Raw genomic sequence first — 14,388 nt, 5'->3', positions numbered from 1 at the left:
TATTCGCGGTTTTACCAGGCATTCACTCACGAAGGGATTTCATTGTGCGCTGGCTCAGGATTGCCATAGCCTCAACCGTCGGACTGCTGACCCTGCTGTTCATGCTTTCGGCGCAGGCCGAGCATGGTGCAGGCTGGTCGACGCTGCTCGACGAAAAGGCCCATCTGACGCTGGATGAAATCCGCTCGGCGCGCTATCAGAATCAATTCAGCCCCACCGAACTGGAACGGGTCGCTGCAGCGGATCGCGACGATGCTGTGTGGCTGCATTACCGCCTGCAACCCACCCAGCACGAACAACTGCTGCGTATCTTCGCCCCGGACCTGTCCAGCGCCGACATGTATGTCATGGACGGCGATCGACAGATTGACCATGTGCGCACCGGCAATGACGTGCCGATTGAAGATCAGCGACTGCCGTCCAACGATTTCCTGCTGCCGGTCCCGCAAAGCTCGGCCCCGCTGGATATCTACCTGAGGCTGGTCTCCGCGCAGAAAATGCGCCCCAGCATCACCCTTGAACCGGCCATCGAAAGCGCCGCCAACGAGACCCAGCCGCTGCTGTTCGGTCTGCTGTTTGGCGCGCTGTCCATGTTGATCGTGCAGAACCTGACACGTTACGGACACACCCGGTCGCGCAGCAATCTGTGGCTGGCCGCCTGCGAATCGTTACTCGGGCTCAGTGCCCTGTTGCTCCTCAACCTGCTGCGCCCGATCGACCCGTGGAATATCGCGCAAACCCCGAGCGCACACCTGGCATTGCTGCTGGCCGCTGTCGCAGGCCTGATCTACACCTACTGTTTCTTCGTCCACCGCAATGCCCGCAAACTCGATCGTCTGTTGCTGGGCAACGCAGTGCTCATGGGGATCGGCGCCTTGCTGGTGCTGTTCGACGAAAAGCTGCCGATCAACTTCCTGACGTTCGGCCTGGTCTCGTTGACGACATTGAGCATTCTGGCGGTGTCGATGTGGCACTGGCAGAAGGGCTATCGTTCGGCGCGTCTGTTTGTCCTGGGGATGATCACCTTCAATATCGGCTACATGGTGGTTCTGCCCGGCCTGCTGTGGCTGAGCCTGGTGCCGCCACAATGGCTGATTCTGGCGCTGCTCAGCGTGTTCTGCATCAGCGGCCTGCTGATGAGCCTGGCGCTCAGCGAACGCCATCGCAGCATCACCGAAGACCGTTTCAGCATCAGCCGCGATCAGGCGGCCAGCACTGCCGAAATCAACGCCAAGGCCGAGTTTCTGGCCAAGATCAGCCACGAGATTCGCACCCCGATGAATGGCGTGCTGGGCATGACCGAACTGCTGCTCGGCACCCCGCTGTCGGTCAAGCAGCGCGACTACGTGCAGACCATCCACAGTGCCGGCAACGAACTGCTGACGCTGATCAACGAGATTCTCGACATCACCAAGCTCGAGTCAGGGCAGATCGAACTCGACGACGTGCAGTTCGACATCGGCGCGCTGGTCGAGGACTGCCTGAATATCTTCCGCGCCAAGGCCGAGCAGCAACAGGTCGAGCTGATCAGCCAGATCCAGCCTCAGGTGCCTCGTGTCATCAATGGCGACCCGACCCGTCTGCGCCAGACACTGCTGAGCCTGCTGGAAAATGCCCTGAAGAAGACCGACGAAGGCGAAATTCTTCTGGCCGTCGCCCTTGAGTCCTCGAAAAGCGGCAATACGCGGTTGCGTATTTCGGTTCAGGACAGCGGCGAATCGCTTTCCGATGAAGAACGTGAAGAGCTGCTGCACGCCGAACTGCACAGCCGTAACTTCCTGGCCAGCAGCCGGCTCGGCGGTCATCTCGGGCTGGTGATCGCTCGTCAGTTGATCGTACTGATGGACGGCGAGTTCGGCATTCAGAACAGTGGGGCGCAAGGCAATACGCTGTGGCTGAACCTGCCGCTGGATGCAAAGCTGCTCGAACAGCCGACCATCGATCTGGACAGCCCGCTGAAAGATGCCAGGGTGCTGGTGGTCGACGACAACGACACGTGCCGCAAGGTCCTGGTCCAGCAATGCAGCGCCTGGGGCCTGAATGTCAGCGCAGTGGCGTCCGGCAAGGAGGCACTGGCCCTGCTCAGAACCAAGGCTCACCTGCGCGACTATTTCGATGTGGTCCTGCTCGATCAGAACATGCCGGGCATGACCGGCATGCAACTGGCCGCCAAGATCAAGGAAGACCCGAGCCTGAATCACGACATTCTGTTGATCATGCTGACCGGCATCAGCAATGCGCCCAGCAAGATCATCGCGCGCAACTCCGGCATCAAGCGCATTCTGGCCAAACCGGTGGCAGGCTATACGCTCAAGACCACGCTGGCAGATGAACTGACCCAGTTGAACAAGGGTGTTGTGTCGAGCAAGCCCGGCCCGGTCGTGACGCCGCCGGTCAACGTTCCCGGCGACTTCCGGATTCTGGTGGCCGAAGACAACAGCATTTCGACCAAGGTCATCCGCGGCATGCTCGGCAAGCTCAACCTCAACCCCGATACCGCGAGCAATGGCGAAGAAGCGCTGCGAGCCATGAAGGCGCAGCGTTATGACCTGGTGCTGATGGACTGCGAGATGCCGATACTCGACGGCTTCTCGGCCACCGAGCAATTGCGCGCCTGGGAAGTCGGCAATCAGCGTGTACGCACCCCGGTCGTTGCACTGACCGCGCACATTCTCACCGAGCACAAGGACCGCGCACGCCAGGCCGGCATGGACGGCCACATGGCCAAGCCCATCGAACTGTCCCAGTTGCGCGAACTGGTCGAGCACTGGGTAGCGCATCGTGACAAGGCCCGCGGGCTGACGTCGGAAGGCGAACACTATCGACAAAACTGACAGCGACGGGAAAGGCCTGTGGCCTGATAGACTGGCGATGCCATCCACCTGCTGCTGTGAGTCGAAGCCATGCTTCACGTGTTGTTCAGCGTCTATCTGAAAATGCTGGTGCTCTACAGCCCGTTTTTCGTTCTTTCCTGCTTCATCAGCCTGACGCGTGGTCACTCGCGCAAGGAACAACGGCGCCTGGCCTGGAAGGTGGCACTGGCGACACTGGTTTCCAGCGTATTGCTCTATCTGTTCGGACGCGTGATTTTCGATGTATTCGGCATCACCGTGGATGCGTTCAGGATTGGTGCCGGCAGCGTGCTGTTCATATCGGCACTGGGCATGGCCCAAGGCAAGTCGGCAGTGCAGACCGACAATATCCAGCAGGATGTGACCATCGTTCCTCTGACCATCCCGCTTACCGTCGGCCCCGGCACGATTGGTGCGCTGCTGGTCATGGGCGTCAGTCAGCCCCACTGGGACGACAAACTCACCGCCATCCTGAGTATTGCGCTGGCCAGCCTCACCGTCGGCGTCGTGCTCTACCTCTCCAACCGTATCGAACGCATCCTCGGCGATCAGGGTTTGCAGATTGTCAGCCGTTTGATGGGGCTGTTCGTCTGTGCGCTGGCCGCGCAAATCATTTTCACCGGCATCAGAGGCTACCTGCTGCCCTGACAGGGTTCAGATACTGGCAGCCCGCACCAGCTCCTGCGCCCTGCCGTCCAGATAACGCATCACCTCGTCACGATGAGCTGCATACACCTTGCTGTCAAAGATGTAACTGCCGCCCTTGAAGTGAAACAGCAGTCTTCGTCTTCCTGGCGCATGGTCGTCCACACTCAGGTGCAGACTGCAAAGCAACAGGAGCATCCGGCCAGGTTCATACTTTTCGCAGGGTACGATCTGAAAACTGCCCAGCCGTCCCTGGTCGAAGCCGCTCTGAAAGTACGACTCTGCGGCCTGTCCCACTCCCATTGCAGCGACCGCACGCTGCACTATGCCGCCAAGACGCTTGCGATCCGCAGGATGACTGACCTTGAACGTGGCCTGCAGTAAATCGTCGACACTGCTCACCACCAGCGAGTCGCCAAGGACCACGCCCTTTTGCTGTATGCCGCGCGCCTTGAGGCGACTGCGGTAGTAATGCATCCAGGTGCCCCACTGGGTTTTGAAATCAAACTGCCTGCCCGCGAACAACTGGGCGTCCAGAAGCACGTTCTGAATATCCGTGCGCTCCTCGCTCGAAAGCCCGGGCAAAAACGCGACCATACTGGGGATAGTGCCCAGATAGGCCGCGTTGCCTGTGTCTGCATTCATTTGCGTTACTCCCTTCCATGGGCTTGTCCAGGTTGCTAAAGACTGATGATTTCGGCTGCAGCGCGATCAGCCAAGGCGTCCCGCACCGTCTGGCGAAAAGGCTCGAAACTCTGGCGACTGAAGCGGAACGCAGTAGTGACGGCATGCACCTGCATTTCGCCGCCCAATATCTGCCAGAAATAACGCGCGGGCCGCAGCGCCAGGGTGGTCATCTGCAGGCTGCACAGAAGGATCGACACCTCGTCCTCATTGCGCATTGCACAGGGCATGAGCTGGAAGCTTTCAGAACGCCCGGACGTGAACCAACTGCCGAAAAAACGCGTCGCATGATCGCTGTTCAATAGCTTGTCGAGCGAACTGCGGTAGAGCTGGCGAAGCTCGCCAGTGTTATCGACCACGGGTAGCTGCAGTTTTCCGATGTCACTGAAACTGTGGATTTTCAAGCGGGCATCGTTGATCCCGGCGCTCCGCGGACCACCGGTGGCGGCAATCGAGCGCTGGTAAGCATCCAGCCATGCACGCCAGTTCATCCTGGAAGAATGGCGATCATCTGCGACCAGTCGGGCATGGTGCAGACAATCCATTATGTCCTGGCGCAAATCAGGTTCGACATTGCCGGCGAAGGACAGCAGGCTGGCACCCGTCAGCAGGGCTTCATCCGGATCAGACATCAGGACTGCCCCCAAGCGGCATGATCAGGCCCGCACGCTTGCTCGACAGCGCGGTGTCGATGCCATCGCGAAACTGTGAATAGACCTGCTCGAACAGTTGCATTGCATAGACAGTCACAGCGATGTTGCCGTAGACACTGTTCGGCTCGATGACCTCGAAAAGAAACCCGGATGACAACGGCTGACGTGTGGCGAACTGAAACTGCGCCAGCTTGAGGTTTTGCCGGGTGTCGACGAAAGCCAGTTGCAGAACCACGTTGACCTGCAATCTTCCCGCATGATTCAAACCGCTCTGTACCGTCTGACTGCGCAGCAGATGAAGCGCTTCGCTGGCGAGGGGCTGACTGCCTGCCCTGCGCATGAACGCCTCCGCATGCAGGAGCGTCTCGGCGGAGACGAAGGGTGCAAGCGCGCGCGCCATGCAACTCCATGCCGTTTCGACAGATTCTGGCGGCAAGGGCTGGCTGATATGTTCGCTGGCACTCGGCAACCAGCCGAAACGCTGCGCAGCGGCGAGACGGGTTTCATTCCATTTTTCGGCTTCGGCAAACTTCGAGTGTTGTTTCGATGCGGCCAGTTGCACGTACAGCATCGAGTCCAGCACATCGTTTTTCAGGGCGACCCGCTGCGGCTCGGGGAAAAACATCAAACAGCCCGCATTGACGACTACAGCATCCAATTCCTGCTTCATGGGAGAATTCCTTTTATCCCGAAAGCGGAGGCAGTCCGCGCCTCCGCCAACACTCCGATCAGATTTCGTATTCTGCAATCGCATTACTGACATTGTCGCCAAGCCGTTGCTCGATCAGCTCGCGATGGCGCGCATACAAGGCCGTGTTGAGCAACAGGTTGTCCTCGCCCTTCCAGGTCTGGACACTGGTGTCCTGCCATTCCCAGAACAGCACATTGGTGACGTCACTGTCGGCCTGGAAGCTGACTGCCGCCATGGCCAGACTCACGATGCTGTCCTCGGATTCGATGCAGGATGCGATACGGAAGCTACCGCCACGGTGTGCCTTGGTCTGGCTCTCGAACAGGCGCAGGGGTTCTTTCCTGGCCTGCAGTGCGGCGACGGCATCTGCAGCCACTTTGAGCATCAGTACCGATGCAGGTCCGGGTAACGCGGCAGCTGCAATGGCCGAACCGAGGATCTCGAGACCGACTTCGTCCATGGTGAAACGCTGCTGGGTGGCACGATAGCGCGCATAGTTCCAATGGGTGGAGAGCCAGCCCACCTTGGAAAGCACTTCGTTGAATTTGTCATACCACTGATCGCCCTGGGTTTCAGAGCTGAACGCCTTGTTGGCCACAAGGGTGGCGAACAGAAAGGAATTCATCACGTCCTGCTTGCTCTGCGCCGACATACCGTTGGGAAATGCCAGCACACTGCCTGCAACCACCGCACCTTCATTGCCGGACTGTGCGTCAGTGACGTCACCTGCCTTAAGTAATCCGGAAGTTGCGGGGGCCGCGAATGCGCCCAACGAAGGTGGGCATTCAGCCAGCTCGCAGGCGGCAATGTAGTCGAGGTTGTCAGTGATGTTCATGGTTTTGTCCTGTGTCATTTAATTAGTCCTTTAATTCATGCGTCCTGATGGACTGAATCGAGACTAACGAAATAAATCAGGCATTTTTTTCGGCGCTTTCCGGTTGTCCTCTGATGGCTTTCGGGCACTTGACTACCGAACTCGATACGCAGAGCTAAATTCGACCCGCCATCTGCCTCCCGGCATACCGCAGGTAAGCGAAGATTCCGGGGAGGTTTCTGGAATCGGACTACGGGCGACGAAGGTTGAAGAGAGCCGATTCGCTCAAGCCTGTGGGCCGAAACACTGGCTCACAGGCTTGAGGTGACATCGCCACTTCAGCGCTTTCCCACGCTGGATGGCGGCAGGTATGACACGCGTGCGCGCTCACCCTGTAGGTTTGTTGCCGTACCAACGCGGCGTGTAGACCCAGTTGCCGCCTTCGGCGCGCGCAAAGGTGCACGTCAGGGAAGAGCCGATCAACACCATGGTGCGCATGTCCACCTGCTCCGGTGTCAATTCGCCCAGCGTGATAACCCTCAATGTCTGCCCGGGACGGCCGATGTCGCGGCCCAGCGTCACGGGGGTTGCAGGGATGCGATGCTGGCGGACAATCTCCAGCGCACGCCCCAGTTGCCAGGGTCGGGAGCGGGATATCGGGTTGTAGAACGCCAGCGCCAGATCGGCATGGCAGGCGAGGTCCAGACGCTTTTCGATGATCTCCCAGGGCTTGAGGTTGTCGGACAGCGACAGCACACAGAAATCATGCCCCAGCGGCGCACCGGCCTGGGCTGCGGTGGCCAGAGAGGCCGAGACACCCGGCAGAATCTCCAGCTCGACCGCATGCCAATGAGGATTATCCGACTCATGCAACGCTTCAAGCACCGCTGACGCCATGGCGAACACTCCCGGATCACCTGATGACACCACGACTACCGAACGGCCTTGAGCAGCCAGCTCGAAAGCATGCCGGGCACGCTGCATTTCTTCGCGATTGTCAGTGCAGTGCAGTACCTGATCAGCGCGAAACGGCCCCGCCATGCGCACGTAGGTTTCATAGCCCAGCACATCGTTGGCACGCGCCAGTTCGGCCTTGACCGCAGGTACCATCAGGTCTGCAGCGCCAGGACCCAGACCAATGACTGCAACGCGGCCACGCCCGCGGCCGATGCTCTGCACCTCCAGCGGTTGCGCCGCGACGGCAATCGCGGTGTGGGCATCGACGCAGAGCGGTGGCAACAGCTGCGGCACAGCCTTCATGGCCATCTCGCTGGCCGCAGCGGCGCTGACGAATCGCACCGCAACGTCCAGCTCGGCGGCAGCCTTGTGCAGATGCGGATTGGCCATCTGCTCCTCGGCCGCCAACAGACAGGCCAGGGACTGCCCGGCGATACGTGCCTCGTGCAGGGCCGAGCGCACGTGCTCAGCCAACTCATCACTGAGGTCAGTCACCGCCACCAGCACGTTACGTGGGTAGATCAGCAATTCATGGAGCGACGGCTCGCGCAGGGCACTGCCGACATGAATGGCCAGCGCCGCCTGTGGATGTTCGGGCAGTTGCGCCTGAGCCAGCCAGGGGGCTTCACCCTCGATGCGCACGGGCTCGCCGGACAGCAGGTCGGAAACGAAACGCTTGCCCAGCTCCAGATCGCCCAACGCATAGCCGCTTGGCGGATTGAGCAGGCAGGTGCCGAAACGCAGCTCGCCGCTGGTAGTGATCGCCGGCGCAACGCCAAGCCCGCTGGCGATGCTGCGCGCCAGAACATTCACCCCGCCAAGGCCGCCGAGCAGCGGCACCACGGCGCTGCCGTCTTCGGCCACGGCGAGCACCGGCGGTTCGGCGCCCTTCTCCAGCAGCACGGCGGCCAGCGTACGAATTACGATACCGGCTGCGCAAAGGGCGATGATCGGCGTGTTCTGTTGATACAGCTGGCGCAGCGTCGCGCCGAAGTCAGTGTAAGTACGGTCGGCCCCCTGCACGCGCTCGGCCAGGCCATGAATCAGCGCATCGGGAAACAGCTGTTGAATGCGCCGCGCGGTAGCAAGGCTGCCATTACCGAGGATGACGATGGCCGGAGTCATGGAGGTCATCAGCCTTGCCACCTGTCGCCAGGAACGATAATCAGCGAAAAATAGGGCGACGACATCGGGTCAACCTGATCCAGCGGGACGATTTTCTGGTTGCTCATCGTGGCGCGCTCGACATACAGCGCACGCCCGGCCATGCCCAGCTCGGTCAGCACTTCGCGGACCTTGTGAAAGTTGCGCCCCAGTTTCATGATCACCGCCGCGTCGGCGTCGGCCAGCTTGCGTTTCAGGTCATCGTGGGGCAGCACACCGGACAGCACCGACAGGCTCTGATTGCGATACACCAGCGGTGCGCCCAGCACCGAAGCACCGCCGAGCATCGAGCACACGCCCGGAATCACTTCAGCGTCGTAGTGCTCGGCCAGACGATCGTGCAGGTACATGTAGGAGCCATAGAAAAACGGATCGCCTTCGCAGATCACCGCCACGTCGCGTCCGGCGTCCAGGTGCGCGGCAATGTGCCGGCTGGATTCGTCGTAGAAGTCGCTGATGAGCTTTTCGTAGGACAGTGTCGCCGGCAATGCCTCGGTGGTGACCGGGTAGACCAGCGGCATCAGGGTCTGAACGTCCTGCAGATGCGCTTCGATGATGCCGAAGGCGTTGCCCTTTTTACCCTTGGCCACGAAATACGCCACCACCGGCGACTCGCGCAGCAGGCGCAGGGCCTTGACGGTGATCAGCTCCGGATCGCCAGGACCGACGCCCAGGCCAATCAATCGACCGCGTGCCTGCATCATTCGATCTCCGTGGCCAGTGCGTTGACAGCGGCCACGGCCATGGCGCTGCCGCCACGACGGCCCTGCATGATCACGAACGGCACGCCGCGGCTATCGGCGGCGAGCATCGCCTTGGACTCGGCGGCGCCGACAAAGCCGACCGGAAAGCCGAGAATCAGTGCAGGCTTCGGCGCACCGGCATCGAGCATTTCCAACAGATAGAACAGCGCGGTCGGCGCGTTGCCGATTACAACCACGCTGCCTTCCAGGTGCGGACGCCACAGCTCAAGCGCCACCGCAGAACGCGTATTGCCCAGCTCCAGGGCCATTTCCCGCACGCCTTCATCATGCAAGGTGCAGATGATCGGGTTATTGGCGGGCAACCGGGTGCGGGTGATGCCTTCGGAGACCATGCGCGCATCACACAGGATCGGCGCTCCGGCGGCCAGAGCGTTGCGCCCGGCAGCACCGGCACCCGGCGAGAAGCGCAGGTCTTCGATGACTTCGACCATCCCGCAGGCATGGATCACGCGCACGGCGAGTTTTTCCAGGTCGGCAGGGATCGTGTCAAGACGCGCTTCGGCGCGAATGATCGAGAAAGAGTTGCGATATATCTCCTGACCATCGCGGATGTAATCAATCATGCATGTTGCTCCGTGAGCCGGCGTTCAACTGCGCACCGACTGCTTCAATAGTAAGGTTGCGCGCGCGCAGCACGCCGAAACCGGCATGCGCTGCATCGCGAAAATAAAGATCGTAACGGCCCGGCGCGACAGCCAGCAAGGTTACTGGCGCTACGTGGGCGGCGGCGCAGGAACGCGTGCAGCCGCTCAAGTGAACAGCCTGGCCGGTAGCCAGCACGGCAGCCAGTTGCAGGGCGTCGGCCTTGGTGTCGGCCAGCCCCTTGGCGCACCCGGCAGAACCGGTACAGGCGAGCATCTGCGCCAGCGGTTGCCCGGCCGCCCCGACGAAGCCCGATGCCTGCAACGCGCCCAGCACCGCCGTCGCGCGCTCGACCGGCACGTTGGGCAATAACAGGCTTTGCCAGGGCGTCAGGCGCAGCGTGCCGTCGCCCTGATCCGCCGCCAGTTGCGCCACGCTGGAAAGCATCGCCGCATCGAGACGCCCCAACGGTACTGCAGCGCCCACCGCCACCTGATTCGGCTGAGCCTGTGGATAAACACCGATATGCCGAGTGCCTTGAATGGCCGGACGCTGCCAATCGGTGATCGCCTTGTCGGTCCGCACTGTGCAGCCGGACCGGGTCGACAGCTCGCGCAGCATATCGGCGGTCGATACCTCGGCCAGCAGATGCCGCATCCGGGTGTGCTCGGGACGGCCCAAGTCGAGAAACAGCTCCAGCAGGGCGACAACCAGCGTCTTACCCTCAGCCACAGGAACAGCGGCCAGCGGTCGATCATGGGCCGGGCAGCCGGCCAAGCCGAACGCCAGCAGCACTTCGTCGTCGAGTTTCAGCGCCGACAGCCACACGTCGTGCGGGTGTTCGAGCATGACCAGCGCTTCACCAGCGTCCAGCGACAAGGCGAACTTGGGGGACAGCTCATGAAAACGCGGGTGATGTTCCAGCGCGTCGAGAATCTGCGCCGCCAGCGGCCGGGCATCGAAGAGCATCTGCGGGTCCAGGCCGGCCGTCGGGCTGAGCATCAGGTTGCGCACATCGTCGCTGGCCGGGTTGGCGGGGCCGAGCCCTGCCGCCATCAAGGCACCGATCAACCCGTCATGATCGCCAACAATGCCGCGAATCTGCAGGTTGGCGCGGTTGGTGGCCTCGATAACGCCCTGTGCATAGGTGCGCGCGGCCTCGGCAACGGCCATGGCCTGCGCACTGCTGATCACCCCGCCCGCCAGCTTGATCCGGCAGATCCCGCCGTCCAGTGCCGGGACGATACGCAGCAACCCCGGACAGGCCGAGGGGCGTAGCGTTGCAGAGGATGTGCGAGCGGACTGCTGCTCGTTCAATGGGTCACCCGATGTGAACTGGCTGGAAACGGACGTTGATTAGAGCACTTGTACCCCGTCGGGCGCGGTATTATGCCTGCTTTGTCCGCAGGCATGAAAAGGCGCTCTGTCGGAAGTTCGGATTGAGGTAGGTACATGTCGCCGTGGCTGACAGTCGTGGGAATCGGAGAAGACGGTTACAAGGGGCTCGGCAAGAACGCCAGACACGCTCTGCTGCACGCTGATCAGGTGTTCGGCGGCCCGCGCCAGCTGGCGTTGCTGCCGCCGTGCATTCGCGCCGAGCGACGTGCGTGGCCGAGCCCTTTCTCGTTGAACCCTGTGCTCGAGCAGCGGGGTGCCGAGATCTGCGTGCTGGCCAGTGGCGACCCGATGATGTTCGGCGTCGGCGCCAGTCTTGCACGCGTGGTCAGCATTGACGAAATGCGTATTCTGCCTGCGCCCTCCTCTTACTCTCTGGCCGCCGCCCGCCTCGGCTGGCCACTGCAGGACGTCGTCACCCTGTCAGTGGTTGCCCGGCCGGTGGCCGCGCTGAACGCGCACTTCCACCATGGCATGCGTCTGCTGGTGTTGAGCAACGACGGCAGCAGCCCCGCCGTGATTGCCGGTTTGTTGCGCGAGCGCGGCTTTGGTCCAAGCCGCATGACCGTCCTGGAGCATCTGGGTGGCGAAGCCGAGCGGCGCGTCGAAGGGCTGGCCAGCGAGTGGGGCAACCCCGAGATTGCCGCGCTGAACCTGGTTGCCATCGATTGTCGCGCCGACGCCAGCGCCATCCGTCTGAGCCCCGTTTCAGGTCTGCCGGACAGCGCCTTCGAACATGACGGCCAACTCACCAAGCGCGACGTACGCGCCATCACCCTCGCACGCCTTGCACCGCTGCCGGGCGAACTGTTGTGGGATGTCGGCGCGGGCTGCGGCTCCATCGGCATCGAATGGATGCGCGCGCACCCGACCTGCCGGGCGATGGCCATCGAAGCCGACGAAGGCCGCCAGCAACTGATCGAATTCAACCGCGAGGCACTTGGCGTGCCCGGCCTGCAACTGGTGCGGGGCAGCGCGCCTCAGGCACTGAGCGGTCTGGAACGCCCGGATGCGATTTTCATCGGCGGTGGCGTAACGCGTATCGGCGTGCTGGAAACCTGCTGGGAACAGCTGCGCCCAGGCGGCCGACTGGTCGCCAATGCGGTCACCCTGCAAAGCGAAACGGCCTTGATGGCCTGGCGCGAACGGCATGGCGGCGAGCTGACCCGTATCCACGTCGCCCACGCGCAGCCCCTTGGCGAATTCGACACGTGGCGTCAGGCGTTGCCGATCACCCTGCTGGACGTAGTCAAACCCTGATGCGCGAAGAAACCGCCGAACAGCCTGCGCCACTGCGCAGTGGCCTGACCACTGGCAGCTGTGCGACCGCGACCAGCCTGGCGGCGGCGCGACTGCTGCTCTGCGGGCAGGTCAGCGACGCGGTAGACATCGTCCTGCCCAAGGGCAAACAGGTGCAGATGCGTCTGGAATTCTGCCGGCTTGTGGATAACTTCGCGGAAGCCGCAACGCTCAAGGATGCCGGCGACGATCCGGATGTCACCCACGGCGCACTGGTGTTTGCCCGCGTCAGGCTGCAAGCGGCAGCAGGCGTGCGCTTCGTTGCAGGTGCAGGTGTCGGCACCGTGACCCGCCCCGGGCTGGTGCTGGCAGTCGGTGAACCGGCCATCAACCCGGTGCCTCGGCGCATGATGACCGAGCACTTGCTGCAACTGGCCGAAGAACAAGGCTACAGCGGCGGATTCGAAGTCACGATCGGCGTCGAGGGGGGCGAGGCGCTGGCGCTCAAGACCATGAACCCGCGCCTGGGCATTCTCGGCGGACTGTCGATTCTGGGCACCAGCGGGATTGTCCGGCCGTTCTCCTGCGCAGCCTATATCGCCTCGATCCATCAGGGCATCGACGTCGCCACCACCAACGGCTATCGGCATATCGCCGCCTGCACTGGCAATGCCAGCGAAGACACCATGCGCCGCGTCTACAAAATTCCGGACATCGCACTGATCGAGATGGGCGACTTCGTCGGTGCGGTGCTCAAGCACTTGCGCAAGGTGTCTGTGGATAAGTTGAGCGTGTGCGGCGGCTTCGGCAAGATCAGCAAGCTGGCCGCCGGCCATATGGACCTGCACAGCCGCCATTCCAGCATCGACCTGCCACAGCTGGCGCACTGGGCTGCGGATGTCGGCGCGGATGCAGGCCTGCAACAACGGATCCTTGAAGCCAACACCAGTCAGCAAGCGCTGGCGATGAGCGCCGCGGCGGGTGTGCCACTGGGCGACGAAGTGTGTCGCCACGCGCTGAATTTCGCGCGCAGCATCGTGCCTGCGAGCGTTCAGGTGGAGGTCTTCGCCATTGATCGTCAGGGCGGGCTGGTGGGTCAGGCTGGCGTTCACTCACAGAGAGAGGCGACATGAAACGCATACTGCTGCTGGGCGGTATCACCGAGGCCCTGGCCATTGCGCGAAGGCTCGGGCCTGAGCACATCTACAGCCTGGCGGGCGTGGGCCGGGTGCCGTCGGATCTGGCCTGCCAATTGAAGGTCGGCGGTTATGGCGGCGCCGAGGGCATGGCGCAGTACATGGGCGAACAGGGCGTCGACCTGCTGCTGGACGCCACCCATCCCTACGCCGCGCAGATCAGCCACAACGCAGCGCGTGCGGCCAAACTGGCTGGCATTCCCTGCTGGGCTTTGCGCCGCACCGCGTGGCAGGCAGGTCCAGAGGACGACTGGCGCGAAGTGGCTGACTGGTCAGAACTGGCCACTGCCCTGCTTCCTTTCAAGCGCCCGCTGTTCACGCTGGGTCGCGAGCCCCTGCAGCACCTGCACGAAATCCCGCCGCACCAGTTCTGGACACTCCGGGCACTGGACGACTACCCCGGCAACGAACGCTGCGAAGTGATCGGCGCACGCGGCCCATTCATACTGGAAGACGAACGCCAGTTGTTCGAACAGCGCCGCATCGACGTACTGATCAGCAAAAACAGCGGCAGCAGCTCCACCGAACCCAAACTCGATGTCGCACGCGAACGCAGCCTGCCCGTCCTGATCCTCAAACGCCCGCAGTTGCCTGACGTCGACCGGCTGTTCTGGGGTGTTGATGAGGTGCTGGAGGTCTTGGGGCTGGATTGATGAGCCGTCTTTAGTCCTCACTGATCCCCCTGAAAACACCTCGGAACTGTGGGGGTGAGCTTGCTCACGAAGAGGCCAGTGCAGTCGCTAAAAATCTGT

13 protein-coding genes are annotated in these 14,388 nt (G+C 62.1%); 5 read left to right on the top strand and 8 right to left on the bottom strand.

The window, feature by feature from the left end:
• The first annotated feature begins 44 nt into the window (after nucleotides 1-44).
• Together retS and tspR are read left to right on the top strand one after the other, a co-directional pair.
• Entirely contained in the window at nucleotides 45-2,834 is a 2,790-nt protein-coding gene (retS, locus tag P406_RS22550) for a hybrid sensor histidine kinase/response regulator RetS (RefSeq protein WP_003419424.1), read from the top strand.
• 69 nt (nucleotides 2,835-2,903) lie between these two features.
• Entirely contained in the window at nucleotides 2,904-3,500 is a 597-nt protein-coding gene (gene tspR, locus P406_RS22545; RefSeq protein ID WP_003313945.1) for a type III secretion system genes modulator TspR, read from the top strand.
• Between the two features lie 6 nt (nucleotides 3,501-3,506).
• On the opposite strand, the gene P406_RS22540 is transcribed toward tspR, so the two are convergent.
• The 8 genes from P406_RS22540 to cobG all read right to left on the bottom strand — a co-directional run bounded on the left by P406_RS22540 (nucleotide 3,507) and on the right by cobG (nucleotide 11,123).
• Nucleotides 3,507-4,142 (bottom strand): hypothetical protein, encoded by a 636-nt coding sequence (locus P406_RS22540; RefSeq protein WP_046237416.1) that lies wholly within the window; start codon nucleotides 4,140-4,142, stop codon nucleotides 3,507-3,509.
• A gap of 35 nt (nucleotides 4,143-4,177) precedes the next feature.
• Nucleotides 4,178-4,813: a hypothetical protein gene (locus P406_RS22535; protein ID WP_046237415.1), complete on the bottom strand. Its 636-nt coding sequence runs from the start codon at nucleotides 4,811-4,813 to the stop codon at nucleotides 4,178-4,180.
• Entirely contained in the window at nucleotides 4,806-5,504 is a 699-nt protein-coding gene (locus P406_RS22530) for a hypothetical protein (protein ID WP_046237414.1), read from the bottom strand. Before P406_RS22530 ends, P406_RS22535 begins: the two co-directional genes overlap by 8 nt.
• Nucleotides 5,505-5,562: 58 nt before the next feature.
• Nucleotides 5,563-6,378 carry a hypothetical protein gene (locus tag P406_RS22525; RefSeq protein ID WP_004412017.1) on the bottom strand — a complete coding sequence of 272 codons (816 nt, stop codon included), beginning with the start codon at nucleotides 6,376-6,378 and terminating at the stop codon, nucleotides 5,563-5,565.
• A gap of 348 nt (nucleotides 6,379-6,726) precedes the next feature.
• Nucleotides 6,727-8,430 (bottom strand): precorrin-3B C(17)-methyltransferase, encoded by a 1,704-nt coding sequence (cobJ, locus tag P406_RS22520; protein ID WP_046237413.1) that lies wholly within the window; start codon nucleotides 8,428-8,430, stop codon nucleotides 6,727-6,729.
• The gene (locus P406_RS22515) at nucleotides 8,430-9,161 is read right to left on the bottom strand and encodes a precorrin-2 C(20)-methyltransferase (protein WP_003399679.1); all 732 of its coding nucleotides are present in this window, start codon (nucleotides 9,159-9,161) and stop codon (nucleotides 8,430-8,432) included. Before P406_RS22515 ends, cobJ begins: the two co-directional genes overlap by 1 nt.
• A complete protein-coding gene (locus P406_RS22510; protein WP_003313953.1) occupies nucleotides 9,161-9,787 on the bottom strand; it encodes a precorrin-8X methylmutase in 627 nt (208 codons plus the stop codon). The genes P406_RS22515 and P406_RS22510 overlap by 1 nt, the downstream gene beginning before the upstream one ends.
• Entirely contained in the window at nucleotides 9,780-11,123 is a 1,344-nt protein-coding gene (gene cobG, locus P406_RS22505) for a precorrin-3B synthase (RefSeq protein WP_082100907.1), read from the bottom strand. The genes P406_RS22510 and cobG overlap by 8 nt, the downstream gene beginning before the upstream one ends.
• A gap of 135 nt (nucleotides 11,124-11,258) precedes the next feature.
• Between cobG and P406_RS22500 the strand changes: the two genes are divergently transcribed.
• From P406_RS22500 to P406_RS22490, 3 genes are read left to right on the top strand one after another with little or no spacing between them, the layout of a single operon-like run.
• Entirely contained in the window at nucleotides 11,259-12,461 is a 1,203-nt protein-coding gene (locus tag P406_RS22500) for a bifunctional cobalt-precorrin-7 (C(5))-methyltransferase/cobalt-precorrin-6B (C(15))-methyltransferase (RefSeq protein ID WP_046237411.1), read from the top strand.
• Nucleotides 12,461-13,573: a cobalt-precorrin-5B (C(1))-methyltransferase gene (locus P406_RS22495; RefSeq protein ID WP_046237410.1), complete on the top strand. Its 1,113-nt coding sequence runs from the start codon at nucleotides 12,461-12,463 to the stop codon at nucleotides 13,571-13,573. Before P406_RS22500 ends, P406_RS22495 begins: the two co-directional genes overlap by 1 nt.
• Complete coding sequence (locus P406_RS22490) at nucleotides 13,570-14,289, top strand: cobalt-precorrin-6A reductase (protein WP_046237409.1); 720 nt, start codon at nucleotides 13,570-13,572, stop codon at nucleotides 14,287-14,289. Before P406_RS22495 ends, P406_RS22490 begins: the two co-directional genes overlap by 4 nt.
• The last annotated feature ends 99 nt before the right edge of the window (nucleotides 14,290-14,388 follow it).

The organism is Pseudomonas syringae pv. coryli str. NCPPB 4273 (genome assembly GCF_000972175.1).
Classification (GTDB): domain Bacteria; phylum Pseudomonadota; class Gammaproteobacteria; order Pseudomonadales; family Pseudomonadaceae; genus Aquipseudomonas; species Aquipseudomonas syringae.
This window is presented reverse-complemented; position numbering and strand designations above follow the sequence as displayed.